The organism is Streptomyces sp. NPDC002793 (assembly GCF_040295485.1).
Taxonomy (GTDB): Bacteria; Actinomycetota; Actinomycetes; order Streptomycetales; family Streptomycetaceae; genus Streptomyces.
Genome location: NZ_JBEOVL010000002.1, coordinates 140,881 through 155,915, shown reverse-complemented (window position 1 = coordinate 155,915; position 15,035 = coordinate 140,881). Strand labels below are relative to the sequence as shown.

At 70.7% G+C, this 15,035-nt stretch carries 15 protein-coding genes; 9 read left to right on the top strand and 6 right to left on the bottom strand.

All coding sequences use genetic code 11. From position 1 onward, the window contains the following. The first annotated feature begins 31 nt into the window (after positions 1-31). Genes ABT001_RS02465 through ABT001_RS02455 form a run of 3 tightly spaced genes read left to right on the top strand, consistent with a single transcriptional unit; the run spans position 32 to position 3,104 of the window. Positions 32-394, top strand: a complete 363-nt coding sequence (locus tag ABT001_RS02465) for a hypothetical protein (RefSeq protein WP_351271132.1) — start codon at positions 32-34, stop codon at positions 392-394. Further along, positions 391-1,881 (top strand): sodium/solute symporter, encoded by a 1,491-nt coding sequence (locus tag ABT001_RS02460; RefSeq protein ID WP_351271129.1) that lies wholly within the window; start codon positions 391-393, stop codon positions 1,879-1,881. Before ABT001_RS02465 ends, ABT001_RS02460 begins: the two co-directional genes overlap by 4 nt. Then, positions 1,878-3,104 (top strand): sensor histidine kinase, encoded by a 1,227-nt coding sequence (locus ABT001_RS02455; RefSeq protein ID WP_351271126.1) that lies wholly within the window; start codon positions 1,878-1,880, stop codon positions 3,102-3,104. The genes ABT001_RS02460 and ABT001_RS02455 overlap by 4 nt, the downstream gene beginning before the upstream one ends. A gap of 32 nt (positions 3,105-3,136) precedes the next feature. Here ABT001_RS02455 and ABT001_RS02450 read toward each other — a convergent pair whose 3' ends face one another. Next, positions 3,137-3,649, bottom strand: coding sequence for a hypothetical protein (locus ABT001_RS02450; protein WP_351271124.1), 513 nt, complete (start codon positions 3,647-3,649; stop codon positions 3,137-3,139). A gap of 110 nt (positions 3,650-3,759) precedes the next feature. Between ABT001_RS02450 and ABT001_RS02445 the strand changes: the two genes are divergently transcribed. Then, positions 3,760-3,957 (top strand): zf-HC2 domain-containing protein, encoded by a 198-nt coding sequence (locus tag ABT001_RS02445; RefSeq protein ID WP_351271121.1) that lies wholly within the window; start codon positions 3,760-3,762, stop codon positions 3,955-3,957. Here the strand turns inward: ABT001_RS02445 and ABT001_RS02440 are convergent. Further along, positions 3,891-4,460 carry a sigma-70 family RNA polymerase sigma factor gene (locus tag ABT001_RS02440; RefSeq protein ID WP_351271119.1) on the bottom strand — a complete coding sequence of 190 codons (570 nt, stop codon included), beginning with the start codon at positions 4,458-4,460 and terminating at the stop codon, positions 3,891-3,893. The two genes, ABT001_RS02445 and ABT001_RS02440, sit on opposite strands and share 67 nt — an antisense overlap. 256 nt (positions 4,461-4,716) lie before the next feature. Here ABT001_RS02440 and ABT001_RS02435 point away from each other — a divergent pair, with 256 nt between their 5' ends. Beyond that, a complete protein-coding gene (locus ABT001_RS02435; RefSeq protein ID WP_351271117.1) occupies positions 4,717-5,931 on the top strand; it encodes a CapA family protein in 1,215 nt (404 codons plus the stop codon). Positions 5,932-5,952: 21 nt separating this feature from the next. Here the strand turns inward: ABT001_RS02435 and ABT001_RS02430 are convergent, their stop codons facing one another. After that, the gene (locus tag ABT001_RS02430; protein ID WP_351271115.1) at positions 5,953-6,414 is read right to left on the bottom strand and encodes a universal stress protein; all 462 of its coding nucleotides are present in this window, start codon (positions 6,412-6,414) and stop codon (positions 5,953-5,955) included. 164 nt (positions 6,415-6,578) lie between these two features. Between ABT001_RS02430 and ABT001_RS02425 the strand changes: the two genes are divergently transcribed. After that, positions 6,579-7,424, top strand: coding sequence for a polysaccharide deacetylase family protein (locus ABT001_RS02425; protein WP_351271112.1), 846 nt, complete (start codon positions 6,579-6,581; stop codon positions 7,422-7,424). A 25-nt stretch (positions 7,425-7,449) separates the two neighbouring features. Here the strand turns inward: ABT001_RS02425 and ABT001_RS02420 are convergent, their stop codons facing one another. Further along, on the bottom strand, positions 7,450-8,112 hold the full coding sequence (locus ABT001_RS02420; RefSeq protein ID WP_351271109.1) for a class F sortase: 663 nt from the start codon (positions 8,110-8,112) through the stop codon (positions 7,450-7,452). 324 nt (positions 8,113-8,436) lie between these two features. Between ABT001_RS02420 and ABT001_RS02415 the strand changes: the two genes are divergently transcribed. Beyond that, on the top strand, positions 8,437-9,081 hold the full coding sequence (locus ABT001_RS02415) for a hypothetical protein (protein ID WP_351271106.1): 645 nt from the start codon (positions 8,437-8,439) through the stop codon (positions 9,079-9,081). Between the two features lie 98 nt (positions 9,082-9,179). Here the strand turns inward: ABT001_RS02415 and ABT001_RS02410 are convergent, their stop codons facing one another. Together ABT001_RS02410 and ABT001_RS02405 are read right to left on the bottom strand one after the other, a co-directional pair. Next, complete coding sequence (locus tag ABT001_RS02410) at positions 9,180-9,728, bottom strand: hypothetical protein (RefSeq protein WP_351271104.1); 549 nt, start codon at positions 9,726-9,728, stop codon at positions 9,180-9,182. A 196-nt stretch (positions 9,729-9,924) separates the two neighbouring features. Next, positions 9,925-10,692: a bestrophin-like domain gene (locus ABT001_RS02405; protein ID WP_351271101.1), complete on the bottom strand. Its 768-nt coding sequence runs from the start codon at positions 10,690-10,692 to the stop codon at positions 9,925-9,927. Positions 10,693-12,037: 1,345 nt separating this feature from the next. Between ABT001_RS02405 and ABT001_RS02400 the strand changes: the two genes are divergently transcribed. Further along, on the top strand, positions 12,038-12,856 hold the full coding sequence (locus tag ABT001_RS02400; RefSeq protein ID WP_351271099.1) for an SAM-dependent methyltransferase: 819 nt from the start codon (positions 12,038-12,040) through the stop codon (positions 12,854-12,856). Further along, entirely contained in the window at positions 12,853-15,027 is a 2,175-nt protein-coding gene (locus tag ABT001_RS02395; RefSeq protein ID WP_351271097.1) for a putative bifunctional diguanylate cyclase/phosphodiesterase, read from the top strand. The genes ABT001_RS02400 and ABT001_RS02395 overlap by 4 nt, the downstream gene beginning before the upstream one ends. Positions 15,028-15,035 lie beyond the last annotated feature (8 nt).

Here is a 15,035-nt window from a genome sequence, read left to right as displayed (position 1 = left end):
GGCGGGCCCCGCGCGCCTAAACTCCGGCCCCATGTCCGCAGAGAGCACGCCCCGGCGCGAAGTGGTCATGGGTGAGCCCCGGCGGGTACGTCCGCTGCCCCGTTACCGCGCCCAGTCGGAGATCGACGAGCAGACCGCCCTCGGCGGCGCCTACGTCCGCTCGCTGATGCGCAGCCAGCTCCGGGCCGGCCTCACCGTCTTCGCCGTGCTCGCCCTCGTCGCCGGCACCCTGCCCCTGGTCTTCGAGGCGCTGCACAGCAACGCCCTCGTCTGGGCGGTGCTCGGCTTCGCCACCTGCCCGCCGCTCACCCTCGCCGCCTGGTGGTACGTCCGCCGGGCCGAGCGCAACGAGCGCGACTTCGCCCGGCTCGTGGAAGGCCGCCCCGCACCGTGAGTGTCCCCGGCCACCCGGCAGCGGTCGTGGCGATCGCCCTGGTCTTCCTGGCCACCGTCCTCGTCGGCGGTTTCGGGCTGCGGATCTCCCGTACCACCTCCGACTTCTACGTCGCGTCGCGCACCGTGCGGCCGAGGCTCAACGCCGCCGCGATCAGCGGCGAGTACCTGTCCGCCGCCTCGTTCCTCGGCATAGCGGGCCTGGTGCTGGTGCACGGCCCCGACATGCTCTGGTACCCGGTCGGCTACACCGCCGGATTCCTCGTGCTGCTGGTGTTCGTCGCCGCGCCGCTGCGCCGCTCGGGGGCGTACACCCTTCCCGACTTCGCCGAGGGACGGCTCGAGTCACGGCAGGTGCGCCGACTGGTCAGCGTGTTCGTCGTCGGCGCCGGCTGGGTGTACCTCGTCCCGCAGCTCCAGGGCGCCGGACTCACCCTGAAGATCCTCACCGGTGCTCCGGGCTGGCTCGGCGATGTGCTCGTCGCCTCCGTCGTGGTCGTCGCCGTCGCGGCGGGAGGCATGCGCTCGATCACCTTCGTGCAGGTGTTCCAGTACTGGCTGAAGCTCACCGCACTGCTGGTGCCCGCCCTCTTCCTCGTGCTGGCCTGGCAGGGCGACGGAAGCCCTCGGGTCAGCTTCGACGACCAGATCTCCGTCTTCCGCGCCGATCATCCGCTCTACGCGACGTACGGACTGATCATGGCGACCTTCCTCGGGACCATGGGCCTGCCGCACGTGGTGGTCCGCTTCTACACCAGTCCCAACGGCCGGGACGCCCGCCGCACGACGGTCGCCGTCCTCGCCCTGGTCGGCGTGTTCTACCTGCTGCCCCCGGTGTACGGGGCCCTGGGCCGCCTGTACGCGCCCGAACTCATGCGTGGCGGGGACGCCGACGCCGCCGTGCTGCTGCTGCCCGCGCGGGTGATCGGCGGTCTCGGCGGGGATCTGCTCGGGGCCCTCCTCGCCGGCGGTGCGTTCGCCGCGTTCCTGTCCACCGCGTCCGGACTCACCATGGCCGTGGCCGGAGTGATCACCCAGGACGTCCTGCCCTCGCGGGGCGTACGGCACTTCCGGCTGGCCACCGTCCTGGCCATCGCCGTACCGCTGGGCGGCTCGCTGCTCGTCAGCCGGGTGCCGGTGGCCGACGCCGTCGGGATGGCCTTCGCGGTCTCCGCCTCGTCCTTCTGCCCGCTCCTCGTCCTCGGCATCTGGTGGCGCCGGCTCACCCCGCCGGGCGCGATCGCCGGGCTGCTGCTCGGCGGCGGCTCCGCGCTGCTGTCCGTCGCCATCACCGTCAGCGGCGCGGTGCGCCCGCCGGGCTGGCCGCACGCCCTGCTGGCCTGGCCGGCCGTCTGGTCCGTACCGGTCGGCTTCCTCGCGATGATCCTGGTCTCCCTGGCCACCCCGGGACGGATTCCCCCGGGCACCAACGCCGCCATGACCCGCTTCCACCTGCCGGAGTCGCTGACCTCGGGACGCCTGCGGTGACCGGGGCCGGGGTCGCGGTCATCGCCGTGCTCGTCCTGCTGCTGTTCGGCACGGGCTTCCTCCTGGGCCGCACCGCCCGCCCCGTACGCACCAGCGATGTGGGCACACCCGTCGAACACGCCACCTTCGAGACCCTGCACACGGCCTCACTCGCGGCGCCCCCGCTGCGCGCGGGACTCACCGAGGAGAGCGCGCGCAGATCGGCGCGCCGGCTGCGCTCGCTGCTCGGCACCGACGCCCTGTGCCTCACCGACCGCGACCGGGTTCTGGTATGGGACGGCGAGGGCGAGCACCACAGCACGGACGTGATGCACCAGGTGCGAGGGCTCCTCGCCAGCGGCAGGGACACCGCGTTCGACAGTGGCTGCGACGACCTCGACTGCCCGCTGCGCTGGGCCGTCGCCGTGCCGCTGACGGTCGACCACCGGGTGCTCGGCACACTCGTCGCCTACGCCCCCCGCGAATCGGCGGTGCTGGCCAGGGCGGCGGGGGAGGTGGCCCGCTGGGTCTGCGTCCAGCTGGAACTCGCCGAGCTCGACCGTTCCCGTACGCAGCTCATCGAGGCCGAGATCAAGGCGCTGCGGGCCCAGATCAGCCCCCACTTCATCTTCAACTCGCTGGCCGCCATCGCCTCGTTCGTCAGGACCGACCCCGAGCGTGCGCGTGAGCTGCTGCTGGAATTCGCCGACTTCACGCGCTACTCGTTCCGCAGGCACGGGGAGTTCACCACCCTCGCCGACGAACTGCACTCCATCGACCAGTATCTGGCCCTCGTGCGGGCCCGTTTCGGCGACCGGCTCTCGGTGACGCTCCAGGTCGCCCCGGAGGTGCTTCCCGTCTCGCTCCCGTTCCTCTGCCTCCAGCCCCTGGTCGAGAACGCCGTCAAGCACGGACTGGAAGGCGCCGCCACCCTGTCCCGTCCGGGCGGCAACGTCCGGGCGGCCGACGCCCCGATCCACATCACGATCAGCGCGCTGGACGCGGGCGCGGAGGCCGAGGTCGTCATCGAGGACGACGGCGCGGGGATGGAGCCCGAGCGCCTCCGGCAGATCCTGCGCGGCGAGGGCGGCAGCTCGTCCGGCATCGGTCTCCTCAATGTGGACGAGCGGCTCCGCCAGGTGTACGGGGACGACTACGGGCTCGTCATCGAGACGGGAGCGGGAGCCGGTATGAAGATCACCCTGAGACTGCCCAAGTACCGTGCGGGCGTGCACGGCTCGTAGTCTCCCTCTGCGGCCCCGCCCGGTTCTCCGGCTCAGTACAGATGGACGGCCAGATGGCCCAGAGGCAGTCCCAGCTGCCACGCCGGAGTCCACACCTGCGTCTCGGCTTCCTCGTCCTCCTCGCCGTCGGTGTCCACCCCGTCCCACGGCGGCGGGCCGATCGCGTCGAGGTCCGCGGCCGGCAGTTCGGTCTCCTCCAGCCACCGCCAGGCGGCCCGCGCCAGGCCGAGGTCGGGGTCCGCAGGCCCGGCCGGCCGCTCCAGGGCTTTCAGCCGCGAACAGACCCAGCGCCTCCATCCGGCGCCGTAGGCCGTGAGCAGCCGCAGCTCGTCCACGCGCGCCACGCAGAGCTCATCGGCGACCGCCCGGTCGGAGAGGAAGATGGTCAGGGCGAGCGCGTCGCGTCCCGCCCGGTACTCCAGGGTCGTCGGCTCCATCAGTTCGCCGGTCGCCAGTACTTCGTCGGCGATGTACTCGGAGTACATCCACGCCATCGGGACCAGCGGCCCGCCCCCACCGGTTCCCTCGTGTTCTTCGGGACGCATCCCGTCTCGCCTCTTTCGTTCGACTCGGCACCGGGCCACACAGCATTGAACCGGGGGCACGTGCCCCGCGTGGGCAGAAGGGCAGGATCCGTCGGGAGATTCGAGGTGCGATGACCGCCGAGCGTGGCGACGGCCCGCATGTACGGCAGATGCTGGGCGCCTATGTGCTCGATGCTCTGGAAGAGGACGAGACCGCCTCGGTCGCCCGGCATCTCCAGCGGTGCGGGGCATGCGCCGCGGCCTATGTGGAGGTCGTGGACGCCGTCTCCCTCCTCGCGATGCTCAGCGCGGAGGACCTGCTGGAGTAGCCGGGCAGATTGCGGCTCAGCAGCCGCAGCGCGTAGTAGGACCGGGACTTGACGGTGCCAGCGGGTATGCCGAGGGCCTCCGCGGTCTCGCCCACGCTGAGCCCCCGGAAGTAGATCTCCACGAGCACCGCCCGGTGCTCGGGGCTCAGGGTCCGTACGGCCTCGCGCACATCGAGGGCGTGGACGGCCGAGTCAGCGGTGTCCTCCCGGGCGGGGGCGCCCTCCAGAACCACGTCGCTGACCTCCGTCGGCCTGGCCTGCCGGGACCTGCGGGCGTCGATGGCCAGCCGGCGGGCGACGGTGAAGAGCCAGGGCCGCATCGAGTCGTACTCGGTGTCGAACGCCTCCGGGTGCAGCCAGGCCCGTACCAGCGTCTCCTGCAGCAGGTCCTCCGCCCGCTGCCGGTCGCCGAAGGTCAGCCCCAGCAGGAAGTGGAACAACGCGGGCCCGTGGTCCCGTTGCAGCTCCGCGAGGGCCCGCTCATCGGTTGTCGCAGTGGTCATCGTGAACGTCCTTTCCCGAAGAGGCCCTGACGCCTCGGTCCCGCCTGGCGTATACGAACGCATCGGGGCGCGGGGGGACAGGCGACGCACCGAGGCGTGCGCCGAGCGGTCGCACGGAGCGGCGAGTGGTGCGGTGAACGGTCGTCGCGCGGGGATACGGCCGATTCAGGTACTTGGTCGTCTTTGTCCTTGACTCACCAGTATGGATATATGTGTATTCAGGTGGCCGGAATCATCCGAACTGGGAGTCGTGCAGATGACGAAGCGCATCCGACAGGGCGCGGCGATCGCCGTCGCCGGACTGCTCGCCACTACGGCCTGTACCGGCCAGTCGTCCTCGCCCCCCGGCTTCGCCGGGCGGCACCTCTCCGCCGAACGCGGTGCGAACGGGTCGGGCTCCGGGGGAGCGGAGGGCGCGCGCGCCTTCACGCTGCTGGCCTCGGGCGACATCCTGCCGCACTCCGCGATCATCGACCGGGCCGCCGCCGACGCGGGTGGTGGCGGATACGACTTCCGTCCGATGCTCAAGGGTGCCTCCTCGGCGGTCTCGGGCGCGGATCTGGCCATCTGCCACATGGAGACGGTGTACGGCCAGGCCGGTGGCCCCTACACCGGCTATCCGTCCTTCAAGTCGCCGCCCGAGGTGGCGACGGCCCTGCGCGCCACCGGCTTCGACTCCTGCTCCACCGCCTCCAACCACACCCTGGACGACGGCGCCCAGGGAATCGGGCGCACACTCGACGCACTGGACCGTGCGGGCGTCGCCCACGCGGGATCCGCGCGTTCGGCGAAGGAGGCGTCGCGGCCCACCCTCCTCAGGGCGGGCAAGGGCGGGAACGCCGCGAAGGTCGCACACCTCGCGTACACCTACGGAACCAACGACATCCCCCTGCCCGCCGGGCAGCCCTGGGCCGTCGACCTGATCGACAAGGACAGGATCGTCTCGGACGCGAAGGCGGCACGCAAGGCCGGCGCCGACGTGGTCGTCGTCTCGCTGCACTGGGGCACCGAGTGGCAGGACGCCCCCGACGACGTACAGCTCGGACTCGGCCGCGAACTCACGGCCTCCGGGGCCGGTGACCGCCCCGACATCGACCTGATCCTCGGTACCCACGCCCATGTCCCGCAGGCCTACGAGAAGGTCAACGGAACCTGGATCGTGTACGGAATGGGCAACCAGGTCGCCGGGCCCATGGTCAACCACGAAGGCGTCCAGGACCGGCGCGCCCACGAGAGCTCGATGGGCCGCTTCACCTTCGAGCCGCCCGTGAAACCCGGGCAGCGATGGGCTGTCAAGAAGGCTGAGTTCATTCCGCAGTGGTTCGATTCCGAGGCCGGGCGCGTCATGGACCTCGGTTCCGAGGCCCCGGCAGGCGGATCCGGCGACCGGCTGCGCGAGATCCGCGACCGGATCCAGGGAATCGTCCTCAGCCGCGGAGGGGCCCAGGACGGCCTCGTCATGGGGAAGTGACGCCCGGGACCCGCCGGTACGTCACGGGACGACCGTGACCGGCCAGCGCCCGGCCTTCACGAGCCGCACCGCCACCGAACCGATGAAACGGTGCCCGGCGGACTCCGACGCGCCCACGACCACGGCGTCCGCCTTCAGGTCGTCGGCCGCCGTCACCAGCCCGTTGTACGGATCCCCGTGGAACGTGTGGAACTCCCAGCGGACGTTCCATATGTCCTTGAGCCGTTCGGTCGAGTCCCTGATCTCGTTCACCAGACCCTCGGCGACCTCTCCGGTCGTCTCGGCGACCGGGGCTCCCAAGGCTGCGCCGGCCGACATCACCGGCTGGACGTAGACGAGGGCGAGCATCGCGTTCTGCCGTCGGGCGAGACCCGCCGCATACGCCGCGGCCCGCATCGAGGAATCGGACCCGTCGATGCCCGCGACGATCACCTTGGGGCCGTCCGTGCCACGCTCGAACCGGTGCTGTTGCTGGTCAGTCACGGCCCCGAGGGTAGTCGCTCCCGATCGCCGTCCCCCGGGCGCCTCCGCAGAGCCCGGATTCTCCCCGCCGGACAGTGAGAGGACACTCCATCCATCGGGTGCAAATCACCACATAATCGGTGTCGGCTGCGGAGGCCGGCGGCACTCCGTGCGAGCAGTTGGTCATGAAGCATGATCAGATTTCAGCGGAACGCCGCACCGTGCTGCGCCTCGCACTCGCGCTGGGTGCCGCCACCGCCGTGCACATGGTCGCCGCGGATCCGGCGGGGACGCCCGCACGCCCCGGCGGTGAGCCGCCTGCCCCGGCCGCCGGGCCTCCGGCGAGAGCACAGGCAGGCCCCGGGGCCTACCGGCTCCGGCCCATGACCTCGAACGCGCCACCCCGCTTCCGGCCCGTCGCGCCGCCCGTCCGTACCCGGCCGTTCGAGGAACTGCCCGAGCTGGGGAGCGATGCCATGGTGCTGAGCTTCGACGACGGCCCCGACCCGCGGTACACCCCGGACATCCTGGCCACGCTGCGCAGGTACGGCGCCCGGGCGATGTTCTTCGTCTGCGGCGAGATGGTGGCCGACAACAGGGACCTGCTCCGTGAGATGGCCGACGACGGGCACGTGGTCGGCAATCACTCCTGGTCGCACCCACTGATCCCGAAACTCTCCCGAGGCGGTATCCGTGACGAACTGGGCAGCACCAGCGAGGTGATCGAGAAGACGCTCGGCGCTCCGCCGCTCTGGTACCGGGCCCCGTACGGTGCCTGGAACCGCAACTCCTTCGAGATCGGTGCCGCGATGGGCATGGAACCGATGGCCTGGACCGTCGACACGCTGGACTGGACGACGCCGGGCACCGGCACCATCGTGCGCCGGGTGGAGAAGGGTGCGGCACCCGGTGCGGTGGTCCTGTCGCACGACGCGGGGGGTGACCGGTCCCAGAGCGTGGCCGCCCTCGGGCGGTACCTGCCCGCGCTCATCGAGAGAGGCTTCCGCCCTACCGTGCCGCACCGAGGCTGACGGTCGCGCGAACGAAGCGTCCCGGCTAGCGAGTCTCGACCAGCCGGGCGAAGACGACCACGTTCGCCTCGTAGCCGTCGGCCTTCGAGTAGGCCCCACCGCAGGTGATGACCCGCAGTTCGGCGTGTCCGGTGTCGCCGTACACCCGGGGGCCGGGGAAGTCGTACTTGGAGTAGACCTCGACGCCGTAGATCTCGAACACCGCGACCCGGCCGTCGTAGCGGGAGACCTCGACCTGCCGGCCCTTGCTGAGGGAGCCCAGTCCGTAGAAGACCGCCGGACCGGCGAGGTTGTCGACGTGACCGACCATGACGGCGGTCCCGCGCTGGCCCGGGGCGATGCCGTTCTGGTACCAGCCCGCGAGGTTCGCGTCCTGGGCGGGTGGAGCCTCGATCCAGCCGGCCGGGTCGAGGTTCACATCGACGACGGGCGCGTCGACCTGGATCGACGGAATCTGGATGCGTGCCGCGGGGGCGTAGGCGAGCGGCGGCACCGGCTCGACTTCGGCCGGTGCGGACACCCCGGTTTCCCGGGAGCCCGCCACCGAGGCCGCGGCGGCGGGCTGAGGCGGACCGGGGGACGTCTCCACGCCGTTGCGCATGAGAGCGAGCCCGGTGAGCATCACCAGGGCGATCGCGCCCCACGGTGTGCGTCTGCTCCGCTCGGCGACCCACTGGTCCCGGCCCATGGTTCTCCCTTCGTCGCGACATCGCCACGCTAGGAGGGGGGCGGTGCCGCGGCGATCAGGGAAGGGCGAACGGGTGGTGGCCGACCGGGCATGATCCGAGGCGTCTTCTCTTCGGAGTAATGAGCCGATAAAAGTTCTGACGGTCCGTGACCTGCGACTCCGTCAGATCGCTGACTCCCCCTGCGGCGTGTCGGATCACCGGGGTGGAGCAGTTCCGAAGTGCGACATGCGCGGTATCTGGTGAGGGTTCGTCATGGGATGCGTTCTCGTCGACCGAACCCGGAGAACAAGACTCCGGGGCGCTTCCCGCTGGAGGTTCAGAAGATGCGTGCTTCACGCGCTCTCGCGGTGACCGCGACCGCATTCGCGGCGGTCGGGCTGGCTGCCCCACTGGCCGCCGCCGGCGGCGGCCCGGGCAGCAACCCGAGCAACTTCCCCACCAACGTCACCGTCAACCCGTCCTCGGTTCACCAGGGCGCCACGATGCAGGTCAGCGCAGAGGGCTGCGGTCGCTCCGGCGGCAAGGTGTGGTCGAACGCGTTCCCGACGGTGAACCTCTCGCCGGGCCGGGTCGGCTACGCCACGGCGCACATCCGGAACAACGCGACGCCCGGTCAGTACAGCCTGTCCGTGAAGTGCAACGACAGCGGGAACAACTTCGGCGGCAAGGGAGGCGACGGCGGCCAGGGCGGAGGCAACGGCGGCCAGGGTGGCAACGAAGGTGAGCGCGGCCAGGGTGGCAACGGTGGTCAGGGCGGAGGCGACGGCGGTCAGGGCGGCAACGGTGGCGATCCGGTCGCCACGGCCCGCTTCACCGTGCTTCCCTCGCGGGGTGCGCAGGGCGGCCTCGGCGGCTCGATGGGACCGAGCTCCGTCGAGATGCAGGTCGGTGGCGGGCTGGTCGCGGCGGCAGCCGTCGGCGGAGCCGTCTTCCTCGTGCGTCGCCGGATGAGCGATGCGGCGATCTGACGCGTCGAACCTACCGCCCGGCCCGATACGTCCGTCGCCCCGAGTCCTGGATCAGGACCCGGGGCGACTGTCGTGTATCCGTATGCGATGCCCGGCCGTCAGTGCTGACGGCCGGTGCGGCGCTTGCGCAGGACGTAGAGGGCGCCGGCCGAGGCCACCGCCACCAGTGCGGAACCGGCGGCGATCTCCGCGGGGTCCATCGTGTCGACGCTGCCGCCGAGGCCACCCAGCACGCCGCTGGGTGAGGCGGTGGAGCTGGTCGTGGGGGCCGTGGTCGGCCTGGTCGTCGGGGAGCTCGTGGCGCCGCTCGTGATGGTCAGGTCGGCCGACCGTGTGGTGGTGCCGCAGCGGAAGGTCACCTCGTAGACCGCGCCCCGCTTGGCGTCCCAGTCGACCGTGGCGGTGGCCGACCTCCCACTAGGGATGGTGGTCGTGTCGAACACGCCCGAGAACGCGGTCGCGTTGGTGGTGCACCCCATGGCGCCGAGGGTGACCCTGCCTCCCGGCGCGACCGTCGACGGCGTGATGGTCGGCGTGAACGAGGTGGACGTGCCGCCGTTGAGCACATCGGCCGAAGCGGCCGGTGCCGTCAGAAGGAAGGCGGCGGCGCCCAGCAGGGCGACGGGTGCGACACGTATCGCGCGCATGGTGAATCCTCCGGGTCCCGAGGAGCAGCCGCGGAACGGATTTCCGCGAGGCATGAGAAATGCACCTCGATCACCGAAACGGTAGAAGTGCCGCATACCACCCGCGATCGGGGTCAGGCGAATGGGGCAGCGGTGTCCCCCGGCCGGCGGACCGGTCTGCGGCCGGAGCGGGGGACATGGCGGCGCGGGCGCGCTCCTATCTGCCTGCGGCGTTCGGGAAGAGATCGACGAAGGGGGCGGTGGTCGCCGAGATGCCGCGGCCGAAGGGGGCGTCGAAGTCCCAGATCAGGAACAGCAGGAACGCGATCAGGACGCTGAAGAGGCCCGCCAGCAGCAGTTCGCGGAAGGTTCTCCGGATCTGGAGCGTGAAGATCAGGCCGACCGTGACCACGGCCCCGGTGATCAGGCCGAACCAGACGACTCCCGGCATCGTCGCGCCGGCGTTCTGACCCCGGGCCCCCCGTGCGTCGTCCGCGGCTGCCACCTGGTCCACCAGGGGCTGGTACGCCTGCCCCTCGTGGTCCGTCCTCGGTTCGTACTCCGTCACGTCGGCGCGCACCCGGTCGAGGAGCCTGGTGCCCTCGTCGGTGAGGCTGCCGTGGTCCGTCATCGACCTCCACTCGTCCCCGATGACGTGAGCCACGTACGCGTCGACGTCGGCGCGGATGCGTTCGCGGACCTCGACGGGGTAGACGACCGACCGCGCGCTCACCTCATGCAGCGCCTGTGCCTCCAGGCGTACCGACTCCTGGGCGGCGCTGCGGCCCTCCCAGACGCCCGCGATGGCCAGGCCGAGAACGATCGCGTACACCACGCCGATCATCATCGTCATGTACTCGATGACGTCGGGCGTCTCGGACGGATCGTCGTCGTCCGCGAGGCGACGGTTGCTGAGGATCGCGATGGTCAGGACGACAGCGCATGCCGACGCCATCGCGATGGTCAGAACAAGCCATTCCGACATGAGTTCCCTTCTTCGGTCAGCGGGACGAGCGGGGCCGCAGCACTGCTACGGCGAATACGGCGGGTGCGGTGATCAGAAGGGTGAGCGAGACCAGTGACGGCCCCGTCCGTGGTGTCTTGCGCGGCGGCTTCCTGTAGGCGGGGAGTGCGACGGGTGACGGGGCCACCGGCTGGGGGCGCACGGTGGGCCGCGATGGCGAGGGCTCCGGATCCGGGGGTGCGGGGTCGGTCGGAGGGGGTGGCGGAGGTGAGGGCTGGGGCGGCGGGGGCGGCGGGGGAGAGGAGGGAGACGGTGACGGAGATGGCGGAGGTGACGGAGGTGGTGCGGGTGGTGCGGGTTCGGGTTCCGGTTCCGGTTCGGGTTCCGGTTCGGTGATGACCGCGCCGCACCGCCCCTCGCCCGCCACCGCCACGGATGAACTGCCGTCCTCCTGGCCGATGGAGGCGACCGCGCAGCTGTCACCGGCCGCCGGCATCGGGACGGCGAGCACCAGGAGCAGGGTGGCGGCTGTCAGCCGCCATATGCGTGATCCGTACACGCGGGGGAGCATGTTCTCCCTGGTCGCGGGACACGCCGAGTACGGGGTTGATTCGCCTGATGGAGGGGATATCGGGCCATTCGGGTTTGAGTACGTCGAGGGGATTTCGGGCCCGTATCGAACACCAGGACGCCTGCCGTCCGGCCACGCCCACGCGGCCCGTGGCGTCGATCCGGAACCGTGAACGCGGACGCACCTGCCGGCCGTGGGCAGAGCGGCCGCCGGACTTTCGCCCGAGAGGATCCGGAACGGGGAGACATCGCGGCGAGAGGTGCGGCATGGCGGTTTATCACTTCAAGAAGGACTCGGCGTGGTCCATGAAGTCCGTGTGCACGGCGAGCGCCTCAAGAAATGCCTGATCGTCGGTTCCGTGGCGGAAATGACGTCACAGGCGTCGCCTCGATGGCAAGGGAATCGTTACCTCCGGCCGCCCGGACGGCATCCGGCGGTAGTCGCTCAGCCGCGGGCGCCTTCTCCGGGGCGGTGGAGCAGGGAGGTGCCAACGACCGCCGTGTCGGGGGAACATGGTGTGCGGCCGGTCCGACGCGTGGTTGCCGGCGCCCTCGAACGGCTTCGAGACGCGCCCGATCGGTGCTCAAGTGACGCCCGGAAAAAGCTTCTTGCCTCCGGTCCGTCGTCGAATGCGCACACGCAGCGACGGGGCGGCGCACATGCCTCCGGTGTGTGACCAATAACGGATCTCTAATTTCCGTTTCCACTCGCTCTCTTGGCGGGCGATCAGTAGCCTCTGGTCAACACTGACCATGAACATGGCCGGACCGCCGTGGCGACTTGTTGGAGACATCGATGGAGCGTCCCGCCTGGGCACCGCAAGGCATTGACATCTCAGTGCCGAGCGTGTCTCGTATGTACGACTTCTACCTGGGCGGTTCGCACAATTTCGAGGTGGACAGGGAAGCGGCCCGCAGGGCCATGGAGTTCATGCCTGGCCTGCCCAAGGTCATGCAGGCGAATCGTGCCTTCATGCGGCGGGCCGTGCACTACGCCACCGGGTCGGGCGTCAACCAGTTCCTGGACATAGGCTCCGGCATACCGACCTTCGGCAACGTGCACGAAGTCGCCCAGGCGGCCGACCCCGAGGCCCGGATCGCCTACGTCGACCACGACTCGGTCGCGGTCGCGCACAGTCGGGCGGTACTCGATGGCAACGAGCGGGCCGTCATCGCCGCGGCGGATCTGCGCAAGCCCCAGGAGATCCTGGCGCACCCGGAGATCAGCGGACTCCTCGACCTGGACCGGCCGGTGGCACTCCTCCTGGTGGCGGTGCTGCACTTCGTCGAGGACGCCGACGACCCGTACGTGGCGGTCGCCGAACTGCGCGACGCACTGGTCCCCGGCAGCCTCCTGATCCTGACGCACGCCTCGTACGAGCGGATTCCGCTCAGCCAGGAGGAGGCGGGCCGGACGGTCGGTGTCTACCGCGACATCCGCAATCCCCTGATCATGCGTTCGAAAACGGAGATCAGCCGCTTCTTCGAGGGATACGAGATGGTCGAGCCCGGGCTCGTAGCCATGCCCGAGTGGCGTCCCGAGTCCCCGGGCACGCTCGCGCAGGAAGATCCGTTCGCCTTCTCGGGCTTCGCCGGGGTCGGGCGCAAGGCGTGAGCATTCCCGCCCAGTCGTCCGGCACGCCGGACGCCGAACCCGACGGCCCCGAGGGCCGGCTCCGGAGATTCGCCACCATCTGGAGCCGGGCCATCTTCCCGTCCACGGCCACCTCCCTGACCCGCCCGGAGTTCGAGGAGCATCTGCTGCCGCTGGCCCGGGAGCTCAGCGCCATCCTGCACACCCGGGTGTTCGACGCGACGCCCGCGCACGGCGTCGGAGCCGCGCTGGTCGCGGCCCACTGCACCGATCCCGACGCCCTGAGCTCCACCCTGGGTGTCGTCGACTCCTATCTGGTGCTCTACTGCGGCGGCAACGGGCCCGTGGAGCTGTCGACGGAGGACAGCCGGGCCCGCTGCGCCCGCATCCAGCACGCGCTCGCCGGAGGGTTCACCCAGGCACTGCGTGAGCGGACCCTCGCCGAGCAGGAGGCGATCGCCCGCTCGACGCTCACCGCACGCTCGGACGCCGAGCAGGCGCTGCACGCCACCGAGGCACGCTTCCGTGCCGTGTTCAGGGACGCGGCCATCGGGATCGGCATCGCCGACCTCGAGGGCAACATCCTGGAGATCAACGACACCCTGACCCGGATGTTCGGCGGCCTGGAGAACCACGTCCGCAGTCACAAGGTGCACGAGTGGGTGCACCCCGAGGACTCTCCGTACGTGTGGAAGTACTACGACGAGCTGGTGCGCGGCGAGCGCGAGCACTACAGCGTCGAGAAGCCCTACTACCGCAACGACGGCACCGTCCTGTGGACCAACCTCACCGTCTCGCTGCTGCGGGACTCGGAGGGGCGTCCGGAGTACCAGCTGGCCCTCATGGAGGACACCACCGAGCGGCGGCTGCTCAATCTGCGGCTGCGCTACGAGGCGACCCATGACGCGCTGACCGGGCTGCCCAACCGGACGCTGTTCTTCGAACGTCTGGAGAAGGCCCTCGCGCCCAGGGAAGGCATGCGTTTCGGGCTCTGCTACCTCGACCTGGACGGCTTCAAGGCGATCAACGACAGCCTGGGGCACGCCGCGGGGGACCGGCTCCTGGTCGAGGTCGCCGATCGCCTGCAGAGCTGTGCGACCGCCCCCGGCGAAATGGTCGCGCGGCTCGGCGGCGACGAGTTCGTGGCCCTCACGACCGGGCCACGCACCCAGGACGAGGTCCACGAGCTGGCCGGGCGCATCCTCCTGGCGCTCGCCACACCGGTCCGTCTCGACGGCCGGGAGCTGACCGTACGCGGGTCCGTCGGGGTCGTCGAAGGTCCGTCGGGCGAGCGCACCGCCGCGGAGGTGCTGCGCAGTGCCGACATCACGATGTACCGGGCCAAGGCGGCGGGCGGGAACCGTTTCGCGCTCGCCGACGCCGAGGCGGACGCCCGCGCCATCACCCGCCACGGGCTGACGACGGCGCTGCCCACGGCGCTGGACCGCGGTGAGTTCTTCATCGAGTACCAGCCGCTGGTGCACCTCGGGGACGGCAGCGTCCATGGCGCGGAGGCGCTGGTGCGCTGGTGTCATCCGCAGCACGGAGTGCTCGGCCCCGACCGGTTCATCCCGCTCGCCGAGCACACCGGACTGATCGTGCCGCTCGGCCGCTGGGTCCTGGAGGAGTCCGTCCGCCAGGCGAACTTCTGGCAGGAACGTCACACCGACGGCGGCCCCCTGCGGATCAACGTCAACCTCTCGCCGACCCAGTTGCACCATCCGGGGCTGGTCGCCGAGACGGTCGACGTGCTGGAGCGCTCCGGCCTCGAGCCCGGCGCGCTCTGTCTGGAGGTCACCGAGTCCGCGCTGATCGGCGCGGACGACGGCCTTCTCAAGCCGCTCCGCCAGTTGGCGGAGATGGGCGTCGACATCGCGCTGGACGACTTCGGCACCGGCTACTCGAACCTGGCGAACCTGCGCCGGCTGCCGGTGAGCGTGCTCAAACTGGACCGTTCCTTCACCCAGGGCATGCAGCACCACCCTGCCGACCCGGTCGACCTGAAGATAGTCGAGGGCATCGTCTCGCTCGCCCACAGCCTGGACCTCGCGGTCACGGTGGAAGGTGTGGAGACCGGAGCCCAGGCCGAGCAGCTGCGCCGGATCGGCTGCGACACCGCGCAGGGCTGGTACTACGCGCGTCCGGGCGCCCCGGACCGGATCCATTCGCTGCTTCTGGCGGACGCGGTCTGAACGAGTCC